The sequence below is a fragment of the Spirillospora sp. CA-108201 genome (assembly GCF_050936235.1).
Lineage (GTDB): Bacteria > Actinomycetota > Actinomycetes > Streptosporangiales > Streptosporangiaceae > Spirillospora.
Map to the genome: position 1 here is coordinate 1,277,739 of NZ_JBNJNE010000001.1, position 20,199 is coordinate 1,297,937.

Here is a 20,199-nt window from a genome sequence, read left to right on the forward strand (position 1 = left end):
AGGGAAACCACGATGACCACCACGATCCCGGCCGCCCCGCCCGCGCCCCGCACCCCGCGCGGGTGGGGCGGCCTCCCCAAGAGGCTGCTGCGCGGCCCCGCCGCCGACCCCGCCTGGGCCCGGCCCGCGCTGCTGGCCCTGCTCACCGCGACCGGCGTCCTGTACGTGTGGGGGCTCGGCGCGTCCGGATGGGCCAACGCTTTCTACTCCGCCGCCGTCCAGGCCGGCGCCACCAGCTGGAAGGCGTTCTTCTTCGGCTCCTCCGACGCCGCCAGCGCCATCACCGTCGACAAGCCGCCCGCCGCGCTGTGGCCCATGGCCCTGGCCGCCCGCGTGTTCGGCGTCAACGCCTGGAGCATCCTCGTCCCGCAGGCGCTGATGGGCGTGGGCACCGTCGCCGCCCTGCACGCGGCCGTCCGGCGCCGCTTCCCCGCCTGGGCGGCCCTGCTCGCCGGCGCCGCGCTCGCCCTGACGCCGGTGGCGGCGCTGATGTTCCGGTTCAACAACCCCGACGCCCTGCTGGTGCTGCTGCTGACCCTCGGCGCCTACGCGGCGCTGCGCGCCCAGGAGACCGCGAGCACCCGCTGGCTGCTGCTCGCCGCCGCCTGCGTCGGCACCGGGTTCCTGGCCAAGATGCTCCAGGCGTTCCTGGTCGTGCCGGTGTTCGCACTGGTCTACCTGCTCGCCGCGCCCGCGCCCTGGCGGCGGCGGCTGTGGCAGCTGGCCGCCGCCGGGGGAGTGCTGCTGGCCTCGGCCGGATGGTGGGTCGCGGCCGTCGGGCTGGTGCCCGCCTCCGCCCGCCCCTACATCGGCGGGTCCCAGCACGACTCCGTCCTGGAACTGGCCCTCGGCTACAACGGCCTCGGACGCCTCAACGGCGAGGAGACCGGCGGCCTCGGCAACCTCGACCAGGACGCCGGATGGGGCCGCATGTTCGGGTCCGTCATCGGCGGCCAGGTCTCCTGGCTGCTGCCCGCCGCGCTCGTCCTGCTCGCCGCCGGGCTGTGGGCGACGCGCCGCGCGCCCCGCACCGACCCCGCCCGCGCCGCCCTGGCGCTGTGGGGCGGGTGGCTCCTGCTCACCGCCGCGGTCTTCAGCTGGATGCAGGGCATCTTCCACGAGTACTACACCGTCGCGCTCGCCCCTGCGATCGCCGCGCTCACCGGCATGGGCGCCGCGCTGCTGTGGGAACGCCGCCGCGCCCCCGAGGCCGCCGCGGTCCTGTCGGCGACCGTCGCCATCACCGCCCTGTGGGCCTACGTGCTGCTCGGCCGGTCCCCGGATTGGCACCCCTGGCTCGCGCCCGCTGTCGCGGCCACCGGGCTCCTGGCCGCGGCGGCCCTGGCGGCCGTGCGGCTGCTGCGCGGACCCGTCCTCGCCGCGGCCGCCGCCCTGGCCGTCCTGGCCTGCCTCGCCGGGCCCGCCGCCTACGCCGCCGAAACCGTCCGCACCCCCCACACCGGCGCCATCGTCACCGCCGGCCCCGCCACCTCCACCGGCCCCGGCCCCGGACGCGGCGGCCCGGGCCGGCGTCCCGGAGGCGCCGGACCCGGCGGCTGGGCGCGCGGCCCCGCCGCGGCGCCGCCCCAGGGCCCCGGAACCGCCGGGCGCATGCCCGCGGGCCCCCGGCCCGGCGGCGGCCCCGGCTCGGCAGGACCAGGAGCAGGGCCAGGAGCGGGACCGGGCGGGGGCCCGGGCGGACTGCTGAACGCCGGGACCCCCGACGCCGCCGTCACCGCCGCCCTCAAGACCGGCGCCGACTCCTTCACCTGGGCCGCGGCCGCGGTCGGATCCAACACCGCCGCCGGATACCAGCTCGCCGCCGGCAGGCCCGTGATGGCCGTCGGCGGGTTCAACGGCACCGACCCGGCCCCCACCCTCGCCGAGTTCCAGCGCCTCGCCCGCCAAGGAAGAATCCACTACTTCGTCGGCGGAGACCGCGGCCAGGGAGGCGGCCGGGCGCGCGGCGCCGGCCCGGGGACGCGCGCCGCGACCGGCAGCGACGCCGCCCAGCAGATCAGCGCGTGGGTCGCCGCGAACTACACCCCCGCCACCGTCGGCGGCACCGTCCTGTACGACCTGACCCCCGGCGCGGGGTGACCCGGGCGCCGCAGCGGGAAGGGACAGAGGAGAACGGCATCAGCGACCAGGGAGTGACCCCAATGGCCGACACGCTCGACGCCGCCGACGTCGCCGACCGCCTGCGCGGCCTGCCCGCCTGGAGCCGGGACGGCGACCGTATCCGCAGGCAGGTCACCGCGCCCTCCTTCCCGGCCGGGATCGAGGTGGTCGCCGACGTCGCCCGCGCCGCCGAGGACGCCGACCACCACCCCGACATCGACATCCGCTGGCGGACCCTGACCTTCGCCCTGTCCACCCACAGCGCCGGCGGCCTCACCGGCAAGGACTTCGACCTCGCCGCGACGATCGACCGGATCGCCGCCCGGCACGGCGCCGGGTAGCGCCGCGATGGCCGTGCAGGTGGCGGTGTGCGGGCCGGGCGAGTGCACCGAGCGCCAGTGGGACGACGCCTACGAGACCGGACGGATCCTCGCCGGGCGCGGTGCCGTGGTCGTGTGCGGCGGGCACGGCGGGGTGATGGCCGCCGCGGCCGCCGGCGCCCGCGCCGGCGGCGGCGTCGTGGTCGGAATCCTGCCCGCCGCCGACCGCGCCGCCGCCGGACCCGACCTCACCATCGCCGTCCCCACCGGCCTCGGCCAGGCCCGCAACAACGTCATCGTCAACTCGGCCGACGCCGTCATCGCCGTCGGCGGCTCCTGGGGGACGCTGTCGGAGGTCGCCCTGGCCATGCGCGCCGGGCGCCTCCCCGTCGTCCAGCTCGGCGGCTGGCGCGTCCACGACGAGGACGGGCGGCCCGTCGGCGGCATCGTGCACGCCGCCGACCCCGCGGCCGCCGTCCGCGCCACCGGCCTGTGGCCCTAGCCCCGCGCCTCGGTGCGCGGCGCACGCGGTCGTGCCCGCCGTGTCGTGAACAGTGCGAGGGTGAGGCACGCGGCGGCCAGCAGGATGACGCACCCGACCGTCGACGCGGTGGTGTAGCCGTGCACCGCGGCCGCGGCCGGGCGCGGGTGCGGGCGGGAGGCCAGGTAGGCCGCGGTCGCGCTGGCGGCCACGGTGTTCAGCAGCGCGGTGCCCAGAGCCGCTCCGAGCTGCTGTGCGGCGTTGTAGGCGGCCGACGCGGCCCCGATGTCGTGCCCGCGCATGCCCTCGGTGGCCAGGCCGGCGGTCGGGGGCATCACGCAGCCCAGGCCGAGCCCGGTGAGCACCATCGCGGGAAGCAGGGCGAGGGCGAACACGTCCGTGCCCGCCGCGGACAGGCGGGTCAGGACCAGCATCCCGGCGGCCGCGGTGAGCAGGCCCGGCACGATCACCGCCGCGGGCCGGACGCGGCCGTGGAGCCTCCCGGCGATGAGCATGGACCCCACGAGCGTGGCCAGCGCGTTGATGATCAAGGTCAGGCCGGCCCGGACCGGCGAGTAGCCCAGCACCGTCTGGGTGTAGTAGCTCATGAACAGGTAGAAGCCGAACATCGCCACGAACATCAGGACGATGGCGCAGAACGCGGCGGCGCGGCCGCGGTGCAGCAGGACCCGCATCGGCAGCAGCGGCTCGGCCGCGCGGATCTCGACCGCGGCGAACGCGGCCAGCAGCGCCGTCCCGCCGGCCAGGAGCACCCGCACCTCGGCCGAGCCCCACCCCAGCGGTTCTGCCCGGGTGAACCCGTACACGACCGCGGCGAATCCGGCGAGGCTCAGCAGCGCACCGGCGACGTCCAGCCGCCCCCGGCCGGCGATCGGCCGGTCCGCGGGTACCAGCGTGATGCCGAGCGCGGCGAGCAGCGCGATCGGCACGTTGATGTACAGGCACCAGCGCCAGCCGGCGTACTCGGTCAGCAGACCTCCGGCGATCAGGCCGATCGCCGAGCCCCCCGCGCCGACCGCGGCGAAGACCCCGAACGCCCGGCCGCGTTCGCGGGCCTCGGTGAAGGTGGTCGCCAGCAGCGACAGCCCGGCGGGCGCGAGCACGGCGGCGAAGCCGCCCTGCAGTGCCCGCGCCCCGAACAGCATCAGGGGGTCCACCGCCGCGCCGCCCAGTGCGGACGACGCGGCGAAACCGGCCACCCCGATGAGGAAGGCGCGGCGATGGCCGAGCACGCCGCTGACCCTGCCGCCGATGAGCAGCAGCCCCCCGAAGGCCAGCGCGTAGGCGGTGACCGCCCAGTGCCGGTCCCCGTCCGACATCCCGAGCGCGTGCTGCGCCGACGGCAGCGCGATGTTCACGATCGTCCCGTCCAGGACCACCAGCAGCTGCGCGGCACTCACCACCGCCAGCGTCCGCCACCGCCGCCTCGGCGCGCCTCCTCGCCTGTCACCGGGCGCGTCGCCGGCGCTCGCCGTCACTTGCGTCGTGTTGTCTCCGACATCCATGACTTCCAGCGTTCCGTTGAAGTCGTCCCGGAGACTTCCCGCCGCTCGCGGCCCGTTCGTCAGGGCTGAGCGCCGGCAACCCTCAACCCGCCGTTGAACCCCCGGCCATCAGCCCAGAGAGCGCTTCACGGATCCGGGCGCGAGACGGGCGGCCGGGCGGCGATGCCGCCCAGGGGGCCATCGGCAAAGGCCGAGGAACACGGCCGGGCCGCCGGCGCGCCTCACATGAAGGAGCGGCCCCGGGGGGCCGCTCCTTACTGTTGGGCTACGCCCCGGTCACACTGGAGGCTCAGTGGCCCGCTTCTGGAGCTCACGCTTCCAGTTCTGGCGGTCCCGCCGTTCCTGTTTCCGGCGCTTGGACGCGGCCTTGCGGTGCCGCGCGCCCACGCGGCGCTTGTTCCACCTGCTGGTCTTCACGTCGCCTAAGACTTGCCAGGCGGCCACGACGCAGGTGAGGAGAAGGAAGAAGACGGCGCCGACGATGACGCCGTTCAGCGCACCGTCTCCGATGGGATCGTCGATGCCGCCGTTCAGGCTGTCGATCAGAGCGCCCCAGGCGCCTCCCGCGGCAAGAGCCGCGATAAGGCACGAGAGGAAGCCCCCTAACCCCGCCGGGTGGTCCACGGCGTGCTTGGACTTGCACATATGATCACGACCTTTCGGTCGTTGGTTCCGAGCTCCGGATGCCTCCGGAGCAGCCCTTGATGACCAGGGCTGGACTAGGCCGTGCACGGCCGAAGGCCCGCGGCCACACCTCGATCCCGCTGCCGGAGCCCTTCCGCACCGACGACCAGGCCGCGGGAGCGCCGAAACGACCCCGTGCGAGGGCCGCGTCTCCCGCGTCTCCCGCAGGCGGGGCGCTCTAGTGGGCGGAGAAGCCGCCGTCGACGAAGATCGACTGGCCGGTGACGTAGGCCGCCGACGGCGAGGCCAGGAACACCGCCGCGCCCGCGAAGTCCTCCGCCAGGCCGTTGCGGCCGACCATCGTCCGCTCGGCGAGCGCCCGCACCTTCACCGGGTCCGACGACAGGCGCGCGTTCAGCGGCGTCATCACGAAGCCCGGGACCAGGGCGTTGGCGGTCACGCCGCGGCTCGACCACGCCTCGGCCTGCGACCGGGCCAGCGCCACCAGTCCCGCCTTGGACACCCCGTAGGCGCCGCTGGTCACCGAGGCGCGGAACGCCTGCTGCGAGGCGACGTGGATCAGCCGCCCGAAGCCGCGCTCGGCCATCCCCGGCCCGAACCGCTGCCCGAGCAGGAACGGCGCGTCCAGGTTCACCGCCATCGTGGTGTCCCACACGTCGGCGCCGAGCTCGTCCATCGGCGGCCGCAGGTTCACCCCCGCCGCGTTGACCAGGATGTCGGGCTCGCCGAACGCCGACGCCGCGGCGTCGGCGGCCGCGGCGACCGCGTCCCGCGACCCCAGGTCGGCGCTCACCGGCGCGGCCCGGCAGCCGTGCCCCTCCAGCTCGCGGACGGTCGCCGCCAGCTCCGCCTCCCGCCGCGCCACGACCACCACCGACGCCCCGGCCCGCGCGAGCGCCCCCGCGATCGCCCGGCCGATCCCCGAGCTGCCGCCCGTCACCACCGCGACCCTGCCCTCCAGCGAGAACAGTTCGGACAGATACGGGACGGGAGACGGACGGTCGCTCATGATCACAGAGTCTACGGGGCGTCCGGCGGCTCGTCCGGCGGGTCCTCGCCGCGGCGGCGGTCCCGCCACACCACGAAGACGATCACCGCGACCACCACGAACGTCGGCACGAAGAACGGCACCGCCGTGATGATCGGATGGGACGCCAGCACCCCCTCGGCGGCCGTCACGCGCCCGCCCTCGCGCGCGGACCGCCCCGGGCCGCCCCGGCGGGCCCGGGGCGGTCCGGGAGCCGCCGCGCGATCCGCGCCACGCCCCAGCCCAGCGACAGCACCAGCGTGCACAGGAGCACCACCGCCGAGCACGCCGCCCACAGCCAGCCCGGCACGTCCGTCTTCAGCTCCCGCTGCAGGATCGTCCGCTCGCCCCGCAGGTCCCGGGTGAAGCGCGGCGGAGCGGGCAGCTCCTTCGCGCCGATCGCCGGGTCGTCGGGCAGGTACACCGGGACGCCCGCCAGCGTCCGCCCGTCGTGGACGCGCACCAGCGTCTTCCACTCGCCGTGCAGCGGCATCGGCTCGGTCGTCCGGTAGACGCCCTCGCGCACCCTCACCAGCCGGTCGACGTGCAGGCCCTGCCCCTGCCAGCCCGTCACCGTCACCCAGGCCGGGCCGTCGATGGCGCCGGCAGGGGAGAACTCGACGCGGGCCTCGGCGGTGCGGTGCGAGGCGTCGCCGCGGACGCCGGTGAGGGTGACCGTGGCGGTGCGGCCCTGCGGGACCGAGAAGACCAGCCCGTTGGCGACCGCCGCCGCCACCGCCAGGATCGCCGCCGCGAACAGCCCGCGCGCCGCCGCCGGCCGCGGCGCCCGCCCGTGCAGCCCCTCGGCCAGCAGCGCTCCGCACACGCCGCCCGCGACACCGCCCGCCACGGCCATCGCCATGCCCTCGACCGCGATGTCCGGCGTCCACGGCAGCCGGAACGCCACCTGCCCGTAGGCGTACTCGGCGCGGAACCCCGCCGTGCCGATCAGCACGCCCGACACCGCGCCCAGCGCCAGCGGCCGCCGCGCCAGCACCAGCGCCGCCGCCTCGACGCACACCGCCTCGGCGAAGTACAGCGGCACCGCCGCCCACAGCTCCCCGATCACCCCGCCGACCAGGACCGACACCCCGCCGCGCACCAGCATGTAGAACACCACGGCGAACACCGCGCCGCCGCGCCCCGCCCACAACCGCGCCGCGACGAGCGCGCAGCCCGCCGCCAGCGCGATCAGCAGCGGCTGGTGGACGAGCCGGAACTGCGGCACCCCGAAGTCGTACTCGGCCTGGAACACCGACAACCCGATCAGAAGCCCGCCCGCGTGCATGCAGCGCCGCACGTACCGCAGCCACCCCGGCGGCTGCTCCGCGTCCCCGGCGGCGCGGCGGCCCTCCCGCTCCAGCACCATCATCGCCACCAGCGACAGGCCCGCCCCGCCGATCAGCATCAGGTGCGTCGGACCCCACAGCGTCACGTCCTGCCCGAAGATGCGGTGCCACACGTCGTCGAGGGGGAACCCCAGCAGCGCGTAGAACCCGGCGCCGGCCAGCAGCACGCCGCCCGCCGGACGCGCGGTCCAGCGCCCCGCCCGCCGCCGTCCGGATCGCCGTGACCGTGACCGGCGGGAAGCCGCGCACCGCGCAGCGCCGCGTGAAGGTCCCGCGCGGCGTCGCCGTCGAGATCACCGTCACCGGCGACACCGCGGACGAGTTCCACCTGCACGGCTACGACCGCGAACTGGAGCTCCGCCCCGGGCAGGCGGCCACCCTGCGGTTCACCGCCGGCACCCCGGGCGTGTTCGAGGCCGAACTGCACCACTCCGGCGCCCGCGTCCTCGAACTCCAGGTCGGGTGACCCGTGCACGTCCTCGCCCACGGCCTCGGCGGCCGCACCGACCTGCCGCTGGACGCCGTCGCCGCCATCGCCGGCGGCGGCCTGGCCGTCGCCGCCTCCTTCCTCGCCCTCACCGCCGCATGGAAACGGCCCCGGCTCCACCCGGACGCCGGGCGCCCGCTGCCACCCGCCCTCGCCCGCGCGCTCGACGCCCCCGCCCTCACCGCGGCCGGACGCGCCCTCGCGCTGGCCGCGGCCGCCCTGGTCGTCGCCGTCGCGTTCGCCGGACCCGCCTCCGACGCCCGCAACCTCGCGCCGTGGGCGCTGTTCGTGACGTTCTGGGTGGGCCTGGTCCCCGCCAGCGTCCTGCTCGGACCCGTGTGGCGGCGCGTCAACCCGCTGAGAACCCTGCACGCCGCGCTCTACCGCGCCACCCGCACCCCGCCGACGGGACGCCGCGCCCTGCCCGCCCGGCTCGGCCTCTGGCCTGCCGCCGCCTGGCTCACCGGATTCGTCTGGCTGGAACTGGTCGCCCCGCACCGCTCCGACCCGCGCCTGGTCGGCGCCCTCATCCTCGCCTACGCCGCCGCCAACCTGGCCCCCGCCTGGTGGTACGGCCGCGACTGGTTCACGCGCGGCGACGGGTGCGAGGCCTACTCCAGCCTGCTGGCCCGCCTGTGCCCGATCGGGCGGCGCGGCGACGGCGCCCTCGTCCTGCGCACCCCCCTCACCGGCCTGATGAAGGACGACCCCGAACCGGGCCTCACCGCGACCGCCTGCGTGCTGATCGGCTCGACCGGGTTCGACGGCATCACCCGCACCACCTACTGGCGCGACAACGTCGACCCCTCCAGCGTCACCGCCGGAACCCTAGGCCTCGCAGCCGCCGTCGGCGCCGTCGCGCTGCTCTACGTCGCGGCGCTGCGGCTCAGCGCGCGGCCGACCCGCCAGAACCCGGCCGCCCTCCCGCACTCCCGGTCCGCGCCCGCCCGGTTCGCCGCGACCCTCCTGCCGATCGCCCTCGGCTACACCCTCGCCCACTACTTCTCGTTCTTCGTCCTGGAAGGCCAGACCACGGTCATCCTCGCCAGCGACCCCTTCGGGACGGGCCTGAACCTGCTCGGCTCCACCGGCAACCGCGTCGACTACGACCTCGCCGGCCCCACCCTCATCGCGCAGGTCCAGGTCAACGCCATCGTCCTCGGCCACATCGCCGGCACCATCGCCGCGCACGACCTCGCCCTGCGCGGCCCCGGCCCGGCCGCGCGGCGGCAGGCGCCCATCGCGGCCGTCATGGTCGCGCTCACCTGCGCCGGCCTGTTCGCCCTGCTGAGCGGCTGACCGCCTGCGCCGCCGGACCTCCCCGACCGCCACCCCCACCGCGATCAGGACCGGCACCGCGACCTTCGCCGCCGCGACATGGCGGGAGGCGTACAGCTCCGGATGCGCCCGCGCGAACGCCTCCCGCCGCGCCGCCCGCGACCCCGCCGGAGGCTCGAACGCCACCGGCTCCCGGGCCGCCTCCGCGTCCTCGGCCGACCCGCCGTCTTCGCCCTGCCCGGGCACGCGCAGCGCGCAGCGCGCGGCCTGCCCGCTCACCAGGCCCATGACGTCGAACGCGGCCACGACCTCCAGCTCCCCGCAGCGCAGCGTGACCTTCGGGAACCCCGTCGCCTCCGCCAGCCTCTCACCGTCGGCGTACAGGCGCGCCGCGTGGTCCCAGCCGGCGCGCTCGGTCTCGACCTCCAGCCTGCGGCCGCCGTGGACGAGCCTCCAGCGGCCCGCGGACGCGCGCTCAGCGAGATGCCCCCTGCCATGCCGCCAGTCTCCCCGGCCCCCGCGCCGGGCCTCGACGCCCGAACGGCCACCGGCCGTAGACCAAAGTCGACACGCCCCGGCAGCCCGCACGCCACCGGGTCAGCGCGGTGGTCAGCGCGCGAAACTCCACCGCATCGCGCCGTACGGCTCGACCGTGCCCACCGTGAACACCGTGTGGAACACGATCCGGTAGAGGTGCCACGGCGGCGGCCCCGCGCTCTGGGCGCTGTAGGGGGCGGTGAACGCCTCGCCGGCCACCCGCGCCGGCCACCCGCCGTCCCGGTACCCGGCCGCGACCGCCTCCAGGACCGCCGGGTCGCTCACGCGCTCCGCCTCGCCCTCCAGCACCACGTCCCCGACCGGGGTGCGCACCGAGACCGTGCACGCCGGGTTCGCCGCCAGGTTCCGGGACTTGCGCGTGCCCGGCCCGCTGACCACGTACAGGTCCCCGTCGTGCCACAGCGCGCCGACGCCCGCCGAGTGCGGGCGCCCGTCCGGGCGGACCGTGCCGAGGAACACCGGCGTCTCGGCCTTGGGCAGCGCCGCCTCCAGCGCGTCGCGCACACCGTCCCACGCCAGCGCGCCGGCGCCGTAGATGTCGAGGTCGCGCGCCTCGACGGGATCGCGGTCGCTCATCGTCGCCTCCTTGGTGAACCGCTCTTTGAGAGGTAGACGGCGGGGCGGCCGCGAACTCATCGGCGCCCGCTTCCTAGAGTTGCGTCCATGGCTCCTTCGATCGCCACCGCGAACCGCGTCGACCGCTCCGAACTGCTGGAGTTCCTGCGTCCCCGCCACCACGCGCTGCTGTCCACCGCCCGCTCCGACGGGCGGCCCCAGATGTCGCCGGTGACGTGCGGCCTCGACGACCAGGGCCGCATCGTCGTCTCCACCTACCCCGAGCGGGCCAAGGCCCGCAACGCCCGCCGCGACCCGCGCGTGTCGGTGTGCGTCCTGTCCGACGACTTCAACGGCCCCTACGTGCAGGTCGACGGCACCGCCGAGGTCATCGACATGCCCGAGGCCGCCGACGCGCTCGTCGACTACTACCGCTGCATCGCCGGGGAGCACCCCGACTGGGACGAGTACCGCGAGGCGATGCGCCGCCAGGACAAGTCGCTGATCCGCGTCACCGTCGAGCGGTGGGGGCCGATCGCGACCGGCGGGTTCCCCGCCCGCCTCGCCCCCGGCAACTAGCGGCGCGCCCGGCAACTAGCGGCGCGCCCGGCAACTAGCGGCGCGCCCGGCAACTAGCGGCGCGCCGCGGCCCGCCCGGGCAGGCCGCGGCGCAGGAACTCGGCCGTGACCGACGACGGCGCCTCCAGCAGCGCGGCGGGGGTGCCGGCGAACACGACCTCGCCGCCGTGCCGGCCTCCGCCGGGCCCGAGGTCGACCACCCAGTCGGCGTGCTTGACCACCTGCGGGTCGTGCTCCACGACGATGACGGTCCCGCCCTCGTCCACCATCCGGTCCAGCAGCGCCAGCAGCGCACCGACGTCGGACATGTGCAGGCCCGTCGTGGGCTCGTCCAGCACGTAGACGGCGCCCCCGCGGTGCAGCCGGGTCGCCAGCTTGATGCGCTGGCGCTCGCCGCCCGACAGCGAGCCCAGCGGCCGCCCCAGCGTCATGTAGCCGAGCCCCACGCCGGTGAGGCCGCGCAGCCGCGCGGCGATCGCGCGTTCGGCCGGGTCGGCGTCCCCGGCGGGCTCGGAGAAGAAGGCCAGAGCCTCCTCGGCGGTCATCGCCAGGACGTCGACGATCGTGCGGCCGCGCAGCGTGTGCGCGAGGACCTCGCGGCGGTACCGGCCGCCCCGGCACGCCTCGCACGTGGTGGTGACCGGGTCCATGAACGCCAGGTCGGTGACGATGACGCCGTTGCCGTCGCATCCGGGGCACGCGCCCTTGGAGTTGTGGCTGAACAGCGCCGCGGGCGCGCCGCTCACCCGCGCGAACAGCCGGCGCAGCGGGTCCATCGCGCCGACGAAGGTGGCGGGACTGGAGCGGCGCGACGCCGCGATCGCCGACTGGTCCACCACGACCGCGCCGGGGTGCCGTGCGGCGAACTCGTCCATGACCAGGGTGCTCTTGCCCGACCCGGCCACGCCGGTGACCGCCGTGAGCACGCCCGTGGGGAACCGCACCGTCACGTCCTTGAGATTGCGGGCGCGGGCGCCGGTCACCGCCAGCCATCCGCCCGGCTCCCGGAACGCGGCCTTGACCGGCGCCGCGCGGTCCAGCGCCCGCCCGGTCGGCGTCGCGGCGCCGCGCAGCCCCGCGACCGTGCCGGCGAACACGACCTCGCCGCCGCGCGCGCCCGCGCCGGGCCCCATGTCGACGACGTGGTCGGCGATGGCGATCACGGCCGGGTCGTGCTCGACCACCAGCACGGTGTTGCCCTTGTCGCGCAGCCGCAGCAGCAGCGCGTTCAGCCGGTCGACGTCGCGGGGGTGCAGGCCCGCGCTGGGCTCGTCGAAGATGTAGGTCATCCCGGTCAGGCTGGACCCCAGGTGCCGGACGACCTTGAGCCGCTGCGCCTCCCCGCCCGACAGCGTCAGGGTCGGCCGGTCCAGCGACAGGTAGGACAGGCCGATGTCCTGGAGTCGCCGCAGCCGCGCGGCGGCCTCCCCGGCGACCCGCGCGGCGACCGGGTCGGTGATCTCGCCGAGCGCGGCGACCAGGTCGCCGACCTCCATCCGGGACAGCTCGGCGATGGACCTGCCGCCGATGCGCGAGGCCAGCGCCGCCGCGTTGAGCCGCGCCCCGCCGCACGCCGGGCAGGTCCGCTCGCGCACCACGCGGCGGGCCGCGTCGCGCACCTTGGGCGGCAGGGACGCCAGGTCCCGCCGAAGGTAAAGGCGCTCGAACCGCTCGATCACGCCCTCGTAGGCGTTGTGGCCCATCGACCCGGTCCGGTTGCGGCGCGGCACCCGGAACCCCTTGCCGTGCAGGAGCAGGTCCCACTCCTCGGAGGTGAAGTCCCGCAGCGGCTTGTCGGGGTCGAACAGGCCCGACTCGGCGTAAAGCTGCCACACGAACGTCCCCACGCCGAACGGCGGGAAGTCGACCGCGCCCTCGTTCAGCGAACGCCCGGTGTCCAGGAACCGGTCCAGGTCCACCCGCGCGACGTGCCCGAGGCCGTCGCACTCGGGGCACATGCCGCGCGGGTCGTTGAAGGAGTAGGCGGCGGCCTCCCCGGCGCTGGGCGTGCCGTGCCGGGAGAACAGGACCCGCAGGACGGGGGAGATGTCGGTGATGGTGCCGACCGTGGAGCGGGCGTTGCCGCCGATCGGCCGCTGGTCGACCACGACCGCGGGCGCGAGGCGGTCGATGACGTCGGCGTCGGGCCGCTCGCGGCGCGGCATCCGGTCGCGGGCGAACCAGCTGAGCGTCTCGTTCAGCTGCCGCTGCGACTCCGCCGCGACCGTCCCGAACACGATCGACGACTTGCCCGACCCCGACACCCCGGTGAACACCACGAGCCGGTCCTTGGGGATGCGCAGCGAGACGTCCTTGAGATTGTTGTTCCTGGCGCCGGTGATGACGATGTGGTCCCCGTTCATGCCCCGCACGCTAGGCGGCAAAGAGGCCAGAACCTGGCCGCATTCGCCGCATACTGGGGACATGTCGTCCGAACGCCTGCTGCGCCTGCTGTCGCTGCTGCAGACCCGCCGGGAGTGGAGCGGGCCGGAACTGTGCGAGCGCCTGTCGGTCAGCCCCCGGACCGTCCGCCGCGACATCGAGCGGCTGCGCGGCCTCGGCTACCCGGTGCACGCCACGCTCGGCGCGGCCGGCGGCTACGTCCTGGAGGCCGGCGCCGCGATGCCGCCGCTGCTGCTGGACGACGAGGAGGCCGTCGCGATCGCCGTCGGGCTGCGCGCCGCCACCGGGGGAGCGGTCGAGGGCATCGGCGAGGCGTCCGTGCGCGCCCTGGCCAAGCTCGAACAGGTCCTGCCCGCGCGGCTGCGGCGCCGCGTCACCGCCCTGCACGCCGCCACCACCACCCTGGGCTCCCCGCCCGCCGGGCCGGTCGCCGCGCCCGAGACCCTGACGGTGCTGGCCGCGGCGTGCCGCGACCACGAGCGCGTCCGCTTCGCCTACCGCGCGGTTCGGCCAGGCGCCGGCGACCGGGAGACCCGGCGCCTGGTCGAGCCGCACGGCCTGGTGTCGGCGGGGCGGCGCTGGTACCTGGTCGCGTTCGACGCCGACCGCGACGACTGGCGGATCTTCCGCGTCGACCGCGTGTCCGCCCCGCTGCCGACCGGCGTGCGCGTCGCACCGCGCGAACTGCCCGCCCCCGGCACGGCCGAGTTCGTCACCCGCTCCATGGCGGGGTCGCAGCCGGCGACGCGGGCGGAGCTGCTCGTGCACGCGTCCGCGCGGGAACTCGCCGACCGGTTCCGCGTCACCGAGGGCGAGGTCGAGCCGGTCGACGACCGCACCTGCGTGCTGCGCACCTCCCCCGACTCCCTGGAGTGGACGGCGCTGCGCATCGCCTACCTCGACATCGACTTCGAGATCCGCGAGCCGGCCGAACTGCGCGAGCGCGTGGCGGCCATGGCCGAGCGCCTGGCCCGCGCCGCCCGCTGACGCACCGCCCGCGAGTTCCGCCGTACCTGACAGGAGATGTCAGCTTCCTCTGGAAGCCTGGAGGCACACCGACCACGAAGGAGCCCATAGATGCCCGGTATCGCGGAGTTCATCGCCGTCAACCTCGACTGCCCGGAGCCGCCCGTGCTCGCCGCTTTCTACGCGGCGGTGACCGGAGGCGAGGTCACCTACGACACACCCGAGGCCTCCGCAGTCAAGCTGCCGGGCGGTGTGGACGTCTACTTCCAGGGCGTCCCCGGCCACCAGCCGCCCACGTGGCCCGAGGGGGAGCGGCCCCAGCAGTTCCACCTCGACTTCTATGTGGACGACCTGGACAAGGCCGAGGAGACCGTCACCGGCCTCGGCGGCGCCAAGCCCGACTTCCAGCCGGGCGGCGACCGCTGGCGCGTCCTGACCGACCCGGCCGGGCACCCCTTCTGCGTCTGCCTCCGCCAGCAGTAGCCGCGGCGCCCGGACCTAGCCGAGCACCCGCACGGGAACGCCGCCGCGGGGGCGCATCGCGGTCACGCTCGTCGGCGTGGCGGCGGGGGAGACCAGCGACAGCCGCGTGCGGCGCAGCAGGCACGCCAGCATCGTCTTGATCTCCACCGTCGCCAGCGTCGATCCGATGCAGCGGTGCGGCCCGCCGCCGAACGGCAGGTACGTCGCGGGCGTGGTTGGACGGTACAGCGCCGAGGACCGGTCCCACCGCTCGGGCCGGAACCGCCCCGCCTGCGGCCACACCTCCGGCATCCGGTGGGTGACGAACGGGGAGTAGAACACCATCGCCCCCGCCGGGACCCGGTGCCCGCCGTAGGAGAAGTCCTCGACCGGGACGCGGGCGCTGAGCACGGCGGGCGGGAACAGCCGCAGCGTCTCGTTCACCACCCCGTCCAGGTACTCCAGCGCGGGCAGGTCGGCGGCCTCGACGGGCCGGTCGCCGACCACCTCGGCCACCTCCCGCCGCGCCCGCTCCTCGGCCTCCGGATGGGCCAGCAGCGCGTGCACCGCCCACGCCGTCGCGGCGCTGGTGGTGTCGTAGCCGGCCGAGATGAGGCTGATGACCTGGTCCTGGAGCTCCTGGCGGGTCAGGGCCGCGCCGTCCTCGTCGCGCGAGGCCAGCAGCATGCCCAGCACGTCGTCGTGCTCGCCGCCCTCGCGCAGCCGCCGCTCGATCTCCTCGTCCACCCGCCGCGCGACCAGCGCGCGCGACGCCGCGACGCGCCGCATGTAGGGGTTGGGCACCGACCGCAGCACCATCTGCAGCACGAAGTTGCGGTCGACGGCCGCGAGCGCGACCTGCAGGCGCCGCCCGATCACCTCGCTGTCGGCGGCGAGCCGGTCGCCGAACAGCACCTCCACCGTGCTGCGGCGGATCACCGCGCGCAGCTCGGCGTAGGCGTCCAGCGTCCGGCCGGGGCGCCAGGACTCCAGCGCCGCGTCGGTGTTGGCCGCCATCCGCGCCACGTACCCGGCGACGCGCCGGTGGTGGAAGGCCGGCTGGACGAGGCGCCGCCGCCGCCGGTGGTCGGCGCCGTCGCTGACGATCAGCGCGGTCTCCCCGTTCACCGGCACCAGCAGGTCGAACGCCTCCCGCCAGCGGAACAGGCCCGAGTTGGCGAACACGAACGCGTTGGCGTCGGGGCCGAACAGGTGCACGAACGGCATCCGGCGCGTCCCGACGACCGCGACCGGGCCCGCCTCGGCGTGCAGGCGCAGCAGGCTCGCGCACGGGTTGCGCGTGAACCCGATCCCGTGCCGGACCGTCAGCGAGGGCGAGGGGCCCCGCTCCTTCCCGCCCGCCGTGCGGGCCTTGCGGGGACGGGGCGCGCGTACCGGAGTGTCGGGTGCCACGCGCCCCACTATCGCACGCCCCCGCCGCCCCGCCGTCGGACGCGGTGGGAGGATGGGACCCGTGACGGACGACCACGCGGAAGGGACGCACCAGCCCAAGCCCGGCACGCAGACGGTGGACCGCTCCGTGGCGGTGCTCCGCTCCTTCGAGGCCGCGGTCCGGCAGACCCCCACCGAGATCGCGCACCGTCTCGGCCTGTCGGTCAGCACCGCGCACCGCATCGTGCGCGCCCTGCACACCACCGGGATGCTCGCCCAGGACCCCGCGACCGAGCGGTACTTCCTCGGCCCCACCACCGCCATCCTCGGCCGCCTGGCGCTGGAGCGGATGGGCGCGACCCTGCTCCAGCCCGAACTGACCGCGCTGCGCGACGGGACCGGCGAGTCGGTCAGCCTCGGCGTGCGCGCCGGCGACGAGGTCGCGGTGCTGCTGCACCTGCCGTCGGTCCACCCGCTGCGCTACGACCAGCCGCCCGGCGACCGCAACCCGATCCACACGTGCGCGATGGGCAAGGCCCTGCTGGCCTTCGACGACGACCCCGTCGCGATGGACGAGCCGTACGCCCGCCACACCGCCGCGACCCTCACCACGCGCGCCGAGCTGGAGGCCGACCTGCGGGGCGTCCGCGAGCGCGGCTACTCCCTCAACGACGAGGAGCGGCTGGACGGCGTCCGCGCCGTGGCCGCGCCGGTCCGCGACGGCGGCGGGCGCGTGTTCGCGGCCGTCGCGCTGCAGGGCCCCTCGGTGCGGTTCGGCGACGACCGCATGCCCGCCCTGGCCGCGGCCGTGCTCGCCGCGGCGGGCCGCCTCACCGACCTGCACCGTCTCCTGTCCTGACGCTCGCCCGCGCCGCCGCTCATGTCAGCCCGGCGCGCCGGAGGCGGCGGCCAGCTCGTCCAGCAGCGCCGCCACCGCGGGCGGCCGCGGACCCGCCGCGACGACCGCGCTGATGAGGCGGCTGCCGACGTCGCGCACGTCGGGGAGCGCCACGCCCGGCTCGGTGTGCAGGCCGAGCGCCAGCCCCGGCAGCGTCGTCACGGCCAGGCCCCGCGCGACCAGCCGCTGGATCGCGACATGGTCCTCGGTCGCGAACGCGATGTCGGGGGTGAACCCGGCTCTCGCGCACGCCCACCGCAGATGGTCGCGGCACCGCGCGCAGCCCGACGCCCACGTCTCCCCGGCCAGGTCCTCCAGCCGCGGCCGCTCCGCCGACGCCAGCGGATGCGCGGCCGGGACCAGCAGCCGCAGGGGGTCGTCGCACAGCACGACCTCCCGGAAACGCGCGTCGGTCTCGGGCGGCATCGACGCGTGCCGGAACACCACCGCGACGTCGGCCTCCCCGGCGCGCAGCAGCGCCAGCGCCTCGGGCGGCTCGGCGTCCACCAGTGTGACCGACACCCCCGGCGCGCGGGTCCGCAGCCGGGCCAGGGCGCCCGGCATCAGCCCGCCCGCCGCCGTGGGGAACACCGCCGTCCGCACCCGCCCGGCGCGCAGCCCGGCGATCGCGGCGATCCGCTCCTCGGCGTCGCCCATCCGGGCCAGCACGTCCTCGACGTGCTCGACCAGGACCCGGCCCGCCTCGGTCAGCCGCACGCCCCGGCCGTGCCGGACGACCAGCGGCGTGCCGACCTCGGCCTCCAGGCGGGCGATGTGGTGCGACACCGCGGGCTGGGTGTAGGCCAGGGACCGGGCGGCGGCGGTCATGGACCCGAGCCGCGCCACCTCGCGCAGGATCCGGCCCCGGTGCAGGTCCAGCATCGCCGCAAGGTATCAACACCGCTGATGGGACGCCAAGAAAACCGTACTTTGCGCTATGGCGCGCCGGTGCCCCACGATCGGGACATGGCCCTTTCCCTGCCGGAGGCGCAGCGCGAGTTCGGCGCCGGCGTCACCTTCCTCAACACCGCCACCTACGGGCTGCCGCCGCGCGCGGCGCACCAGGCGATGCTCGCCGCCGAGCGCGACCGGGCCGCCGGGGTGCTGGAGCCCGGCGCGCTGGACGCGGCGGTCACCCGCTCCCGGGAGGCGTTCGCGCGGCTGCTCGGCGTCCCGGCGGACCGGGTCGCGTGCGGCCCGCAGGTGTCCTACTTCACCGGGCTGGTCGCCGCGTCACTGCCCGCCGGCGCCGAGGTCCTCGTCGCCGACGGCGACTTCACCTCGCTGCTGTTCCCGTTCGCCGCCCGCCCGGACCTGAGCGTCCGGTCGGCGCCGCTGGAGCGGATCGCCGAGCACGTCGGCGCGGGCACCGGCCTGGTCGCGGTGTCGGCGGTCCAGTCCGCCGACGGCCGCATCGCCCCCATGGACGAGATCGTCGAGGCCGCCCGCGCGCACGGCGCCCGCGTACTGCTGGACGCCACCCAGGCCGCCGGATGGCTGCCGCTGCCCGCCGACCGCGTCGACTGGCTCGTCGCCGGCGGCTACAAGTGGCTGCTCGGCCCGCGCGGCACCTGCTTCCTGACCGGCACCCGCGAGGCCCTGGACGCCCTGCCCGCCGTCGGCGCCGGCTGGTACGCCGGCGCCGACGTCTGGGACTCCATCTACGGGCTGCCGCTGCGCCTGGCCGACGGCGCCCGCCGCCTGGACCTGTCCCCGGCGTGGCAGTGCTGGGCCGGGCACGCCCCCGCGCTGGAACTGCTGGAACAGGTCGGGGTCCCCGCGATCCACGCCCACGACGTCGCGCTGGCGCGCCGCTTCGCCGCCGGGCTCGGGCTCCCGCCGGGCGACTCGGCGATCGTGTCGGTGCCCGTCCCGGACGGCGCCGCCGACCTGCTGCGCCGGGGCGGCGTCATCGCCTCCGTGCGCGCCGGGCGGCTGCGCTGCGCGTTCCACATCAGCACCACCGAGGCCGACGTCGACAAGGCCGTCGGGCTGCTCGCCCCGCTCGTCCCCGCCGCCGGGTGAAGTTCTTACAAGGTTCGAACAAGGTGCCTTGACCGGCCCTGCACGGCGGCCCCGGCCGCGCCGCGCGCCCTACGTTCGTGCGCATGAACGTACTGCTCACCGGGTCGGCCGGCTTCGTCGGCTCGCACATCGCCGAGGCCCTGACCGCCGCCGGCCACCGCGTCCGCGGGCTCGACGCGCGCCCCGACGGGCTCGGCGACCCGCCCGCCGACGTCCGCGACGCCGCCGAGGTCGCGCGGCGGCTGGAGGGCGTCGACGCCGTCTGCCACCAGGCCGCCAAGGTCGGCCTCGGCGTGGACGTGTCCGACCTGCCCGACTACACCTCCGTCAACGTGCAGGGCACCGCCGTGCTGCTGGCCGAGATGGCGCGCGCCGGCGTCGGCGCGCTGGTGCTGGCCTCCTCGATGGTGGTCTACGGGGAGGGCGCCTACACCTGCGCCGTCCACGGCCTCGTCCGCCCCGGGCCCCGCCCCGAGGCCGCGCTGCGCGCCGGGCGGTACGAGCCGCCGTGCCCGGCGTGCGGGGAGCCGCTCACCCCCGGCGCCGTCGGCGAGGAGACCCCGCCCGGGCCCCGCAACGTCTACGCCGACACCAAGCTCGCCCAGGAGCACCTGTCCGCGTCCTGGGCGCGCGCGACCGGCGGGTCCGTCGCCGCGCTGCGCTACCACAACGTCTACGGCCCGCGGATGCCGCGCGACACCCCCTACGCGGGCGTCGCGGCGCTGTTCCGGTCGCGGCTGATGGACGGGCGGGCGCCGCTGGTGTTCGAGGACGGCGCGCAGCGCCGCGACTTCGTCCACGTCCGCGACGTCGCCCGCGCCGACGTGCTGGCGCTGGAGCGGGCCGCGTCCGCGCCGCCCGAACCCGGCGGCCTGCGCGCCTACAACATCGCCAGCGGCGACCCCCGCACCATCGGCGAGATGGCCGGCGCGCTCGCCGACGCGTTCGGCGGCCCCCGGCCCAGCGTCACCGGGGACTACCGGCTCGGGGACGTCCGCCACATCGTCGCCCGGCCCGACCGCGCCCGCCGCGAGCTCGGCTTCCGCCCGGCGGTGCCGTTCGCCGAGGGCATGGCCGAGTTCGCCCGGCCGCACGTCACCAGTTCGTAAGGGTCGCCGCGCCGTGAC

At 76.2% G+C, this 20,199-nt stretch carries 20 protein-coding genes; 11 read left to right on the forward strand and 9 right to left on the reverse strand.

Annotated features, from left to right (window positions below; all coding sequences use genetic code 11):
- Positions 1-12 precede the first annotated feature (12 nt).
- From ACQEU6_RS06130 to ACQEU6_RS06140, 3 genes are all read left to right on the forward strand, one after another.
- The gene (locus ACQEU6_RS06130) at positions 13-2,100 is read left to right on the forward strand and encodes an ArnT family glycosyltransferase (RefSeq protein WP_499329611.1); all 2,088 of its coding nucleotides are present in this window, start codon (positions 13-15) and stop codon (positions 2,098-2,100) included.
- 62 nt (positions 2,101-2,162) lie between these two features.
- A complete protein-coding gene (locus ACQEU6_RS06135) occupies positions 2,163-2,462 on the forward strand; it encodes a 4a-hydroxytetrahydrobiopterin dehydratase (protein WP_499329612.1) in 300 nt (99 codons plus the stop codon).
- Between the two features lie 7 nt (positions 2,463-2,469).
- Positions 2,470-2,943: a TIGR00725 family protein gene (locus ACQEU6_RS06140; RefSeq protein WP_499329613.1), complete on the forward strand. Its 474-nt coding sequence runs from the start codon at positions 2,470-2,472 to the stop codon at positions 2,941-2,943.
- Here the strand turns inward: ACQEU6_RS06140 and ACQEU6_RS06145 are convergent.
- The 5 genes from ACQEU6_RS06145 to ACQEU6_RS06165 all read right to left on the reverse strand — a co-directional run bounded on the left by ACQEU6_RS06145 (position 2,940) and on the right by ACQEU6_RS06165 (position 7,636).
- Positions 2,940-4,343, reverse strand: a complete 1,404-nt coding sequence (locus ACQEU6_RS06145) for an MFS transporter (RefSeq protein WP_499329614.1) — start codon at positions 4,341-4,343, stop codon at positions 2,940-2,942. The two genes, ACQEU6_RS06140 and ACQEU6_RS06145, sit on opposite strands and share 4 nt — an antisense overlap.
- A 381-nt stretch (positions 4,344-4,724) precedes the next feature.
- Positions 4,725-5,093, reverse strand: a complete 369-nt coding sequence (locus ACQEU6_RS06150) for a hypothetical protein (protein WP_499329615.1) — start codon at positions 5,091-5,093, stop codon at positions 4,725-4,727.
- Between the two features lie 217 nt (positions 5,094-5,310).
- Positions 5,311-6,102, reverse strand: a complete 792-nt coding sequence (locus ACQEU6_RS06155) for an SDR family NAD(P)-dependent oxidoreductase (protein WP_499329616.1) — start codon at positions 6,100-6,102, stop codon at positions 5,311-5,313.
- 11 nt (positions 6,103-6,113) lie between these two features.
- Entirely contained in the window at positions 6,114-6,272 is a 159-nt protein-coding gene (locus ACQEU6_RS06160) for a hypothetical protein (protein ID WP_499329617.1), read from the reverse strand.
- Positions 6,269-7,636, reverse strand: coding sequence for a hypothetical protein (locus ACQEU6_RS06165; RefSeq protein ID WP_499329618.1), 1,368 nt, complete (start codon positions 7,634-7,636; stop codon positions 6,269-6,271). Before ACQEU6_RS06165 ends, ACQEU6_RS06160 begins: the two co-directional genes overlap by 4 nt.
- 53 nt (positions 7,637-7,689) lie before the next feature.
- Here ACQEU6_RS06165 and ACQEU6_RS06170 point away from each other — a divergent pair, with 53 nt between their 5' ends.
- Both ACQEU6_RS06170 and ACQEU6_RS06175 read left to right on the forward strand, forming a co-directional pair.
- A complete protein-coding gene (locus ACQEU6_RS06170) occupies positions 7,690-7,935 on the forward strand; it encodes a cupredoxin domain-containing protein (protein ID WP_499329619.1) in 246 nt (81 codons plus the stop codon).
- A 3-nt stretch (positions 7,936-7,938) separates the two neighbouring features.
- Complete coding sequence (locus ACQEU6_RS06175) at positions 7,939-9,255, forward strand: hypothetical protein (RefSeq protein ID WP_499329620.1); 1,317 nt, start codon at positions 7,939-7,941, stop codon at positions 9,253-9,255.
- A 588-nt stretch (positions 9,256-9,843) separates the two neighbouring features.
- Here ACQEU6_RS06175 and ACQEU6_RS06180 read toward each other — a convergent pair.
- A complete protein-coding gene (locus ACQEU6_RS06180) occupies positions 9,844-10,368 on the reverse strand; it encodes a pyridoxamine 5'-phosphate oxidase family protein (RefSeq protein ID WP_499329621.1) in 525 nt (174 codons plus the stop codon).
- Positions 10,369-10,455: 87 nt separating this feature from the next.
- Between ACQEU6_RS06180 and ACQEU6_RS06185 the strand changes: the two genes are divergently transcribed.
- Complete coding sequence (locus ACQEU6_RS06185; RefSeq protein WP_499329622.1) at positions 10,456-10,926, forward strand: PPOX class F420-dependent oxidoreductase; 471 nt, start codon at positions 10,456-10,458, stop codon at positions 10,924-10,926.
- Between the two features lie 53 nt (positions 10,927-10,979).
- Here ACQEU6_RS06185 and ACQEU6_RS06190 read toward each other — a convergent pair whose 3' ends face one another.
- Positions 10,980-13,289 (reverse strand): ATP-binding cassette domain-containing protein, encoded by a 2,310-nt coding sequence (locus ACQEU6_RS06190; protein WP_499329623.1) that lies wholly within the window; start codon positions 13,287-13,289, stop codon positions 10,980-10,982.
- Between the two features lie 61 nt (positions 13,290-13,350).
- Between ACQEU6_RS06190 and ACQEU6_RS06195 the strand changes: the two genes are divergently transcribed.
- Positions 13,351-14,316, forward strand: coding sequence for a helix-turn-helix transcriptional regulator (locus tag ACQEU6_RS06195; RefSeq protein WP_499329624.1), 966 nt, complete (start codon positions 13,351-13,353; stop codon positions 14,314-14,316).
- A gap of 90 nt (positions 14,317-14,406) precedes the next feature.
- Entirely contained in the window at positions 14,407-14,778 is a 372-nt protein-coding gene (locus ACQEU6_RS06200) for a VOC family protein (RefSeq protein ID WP_499329625.1), read from the forward strand.
- Positions 14,779-14,793: 15 nt separating this feature from the next.
- Here ACQEU6_RS06200 and ACQEU6_RS06205 read toward each other — a convergent pair whose 3' ends face one another.
- On the reverse strand, positions 14,794-16,170 hold the full coding sequence (locus ACQEU6_RS06205; protein ID WP_499329626.1) for a cytochrome P450: 1,377 nt from the start codon (positions 16,168-16,170) through the stop codon (positions 14,794-14,796).
- A 61-nt stretch (positions 16,171-16,231) separates the two neighbouring features.
- On the opposite strand from ACQEU6_RS06205, the gene ACQEU6_RS06210 reads away from it, so the two are divergent.
- Entirely contained in the window at positions 16,232-17,008 is a 777-nt protein-coding gene (locus ACQEU6_RS06210; RefSeq protein WP_499329627.1) for an IclR family transcriptional regulator, read from the forward strand.
- 24 nt (positions 17,009-17,032) lie between these two features.
- Here ACQEU6_RS06210 and ACQEU6_RS06215 read toward each other — a convergent pair whose 3' ends face one another.
- Entirely contained in the window at positions 17,033-17,929 is an 897-nt protein-coding gene (locus ACQEU6_RS06215; protein WP_499329628.1) for a LysR family transcriptional regulator, read from the reverse strand.
- A gap of 84 nt (positions 17,930-18,013) precedes the next feature.
- Here ACQEU6_RS06215 and ACQEU6_RS06220 point away from each other — a divergent pair, with 84 nt between their 5' ends.
- On the forward strand, positions 18,014-19,072 hold the full coding sequence (locus ACQEU6_RS06220) for an aminotransferase class V-fold PLP-dependent enzyme (protein ID WP_499329629.1): 1,059 nt from the start codon (positions 18,014-18,016) through the stop codon (positions 19,070-19,072).
- Between the two features lie 83 nt (positions 19,073-19,155).
- A complete protein-coding gene (locus ACQEU6_RS06225; protein ID WP_499329630.1) occupies positions 19,156-20,181 on the forward strand; it encodes an NAD-dependent epimerase/dehydratase family protein in 1,026 nt (341 codons plus the stop codon).
- Positions 20,182-20,199: the final 18 nt, after the last annotated feature.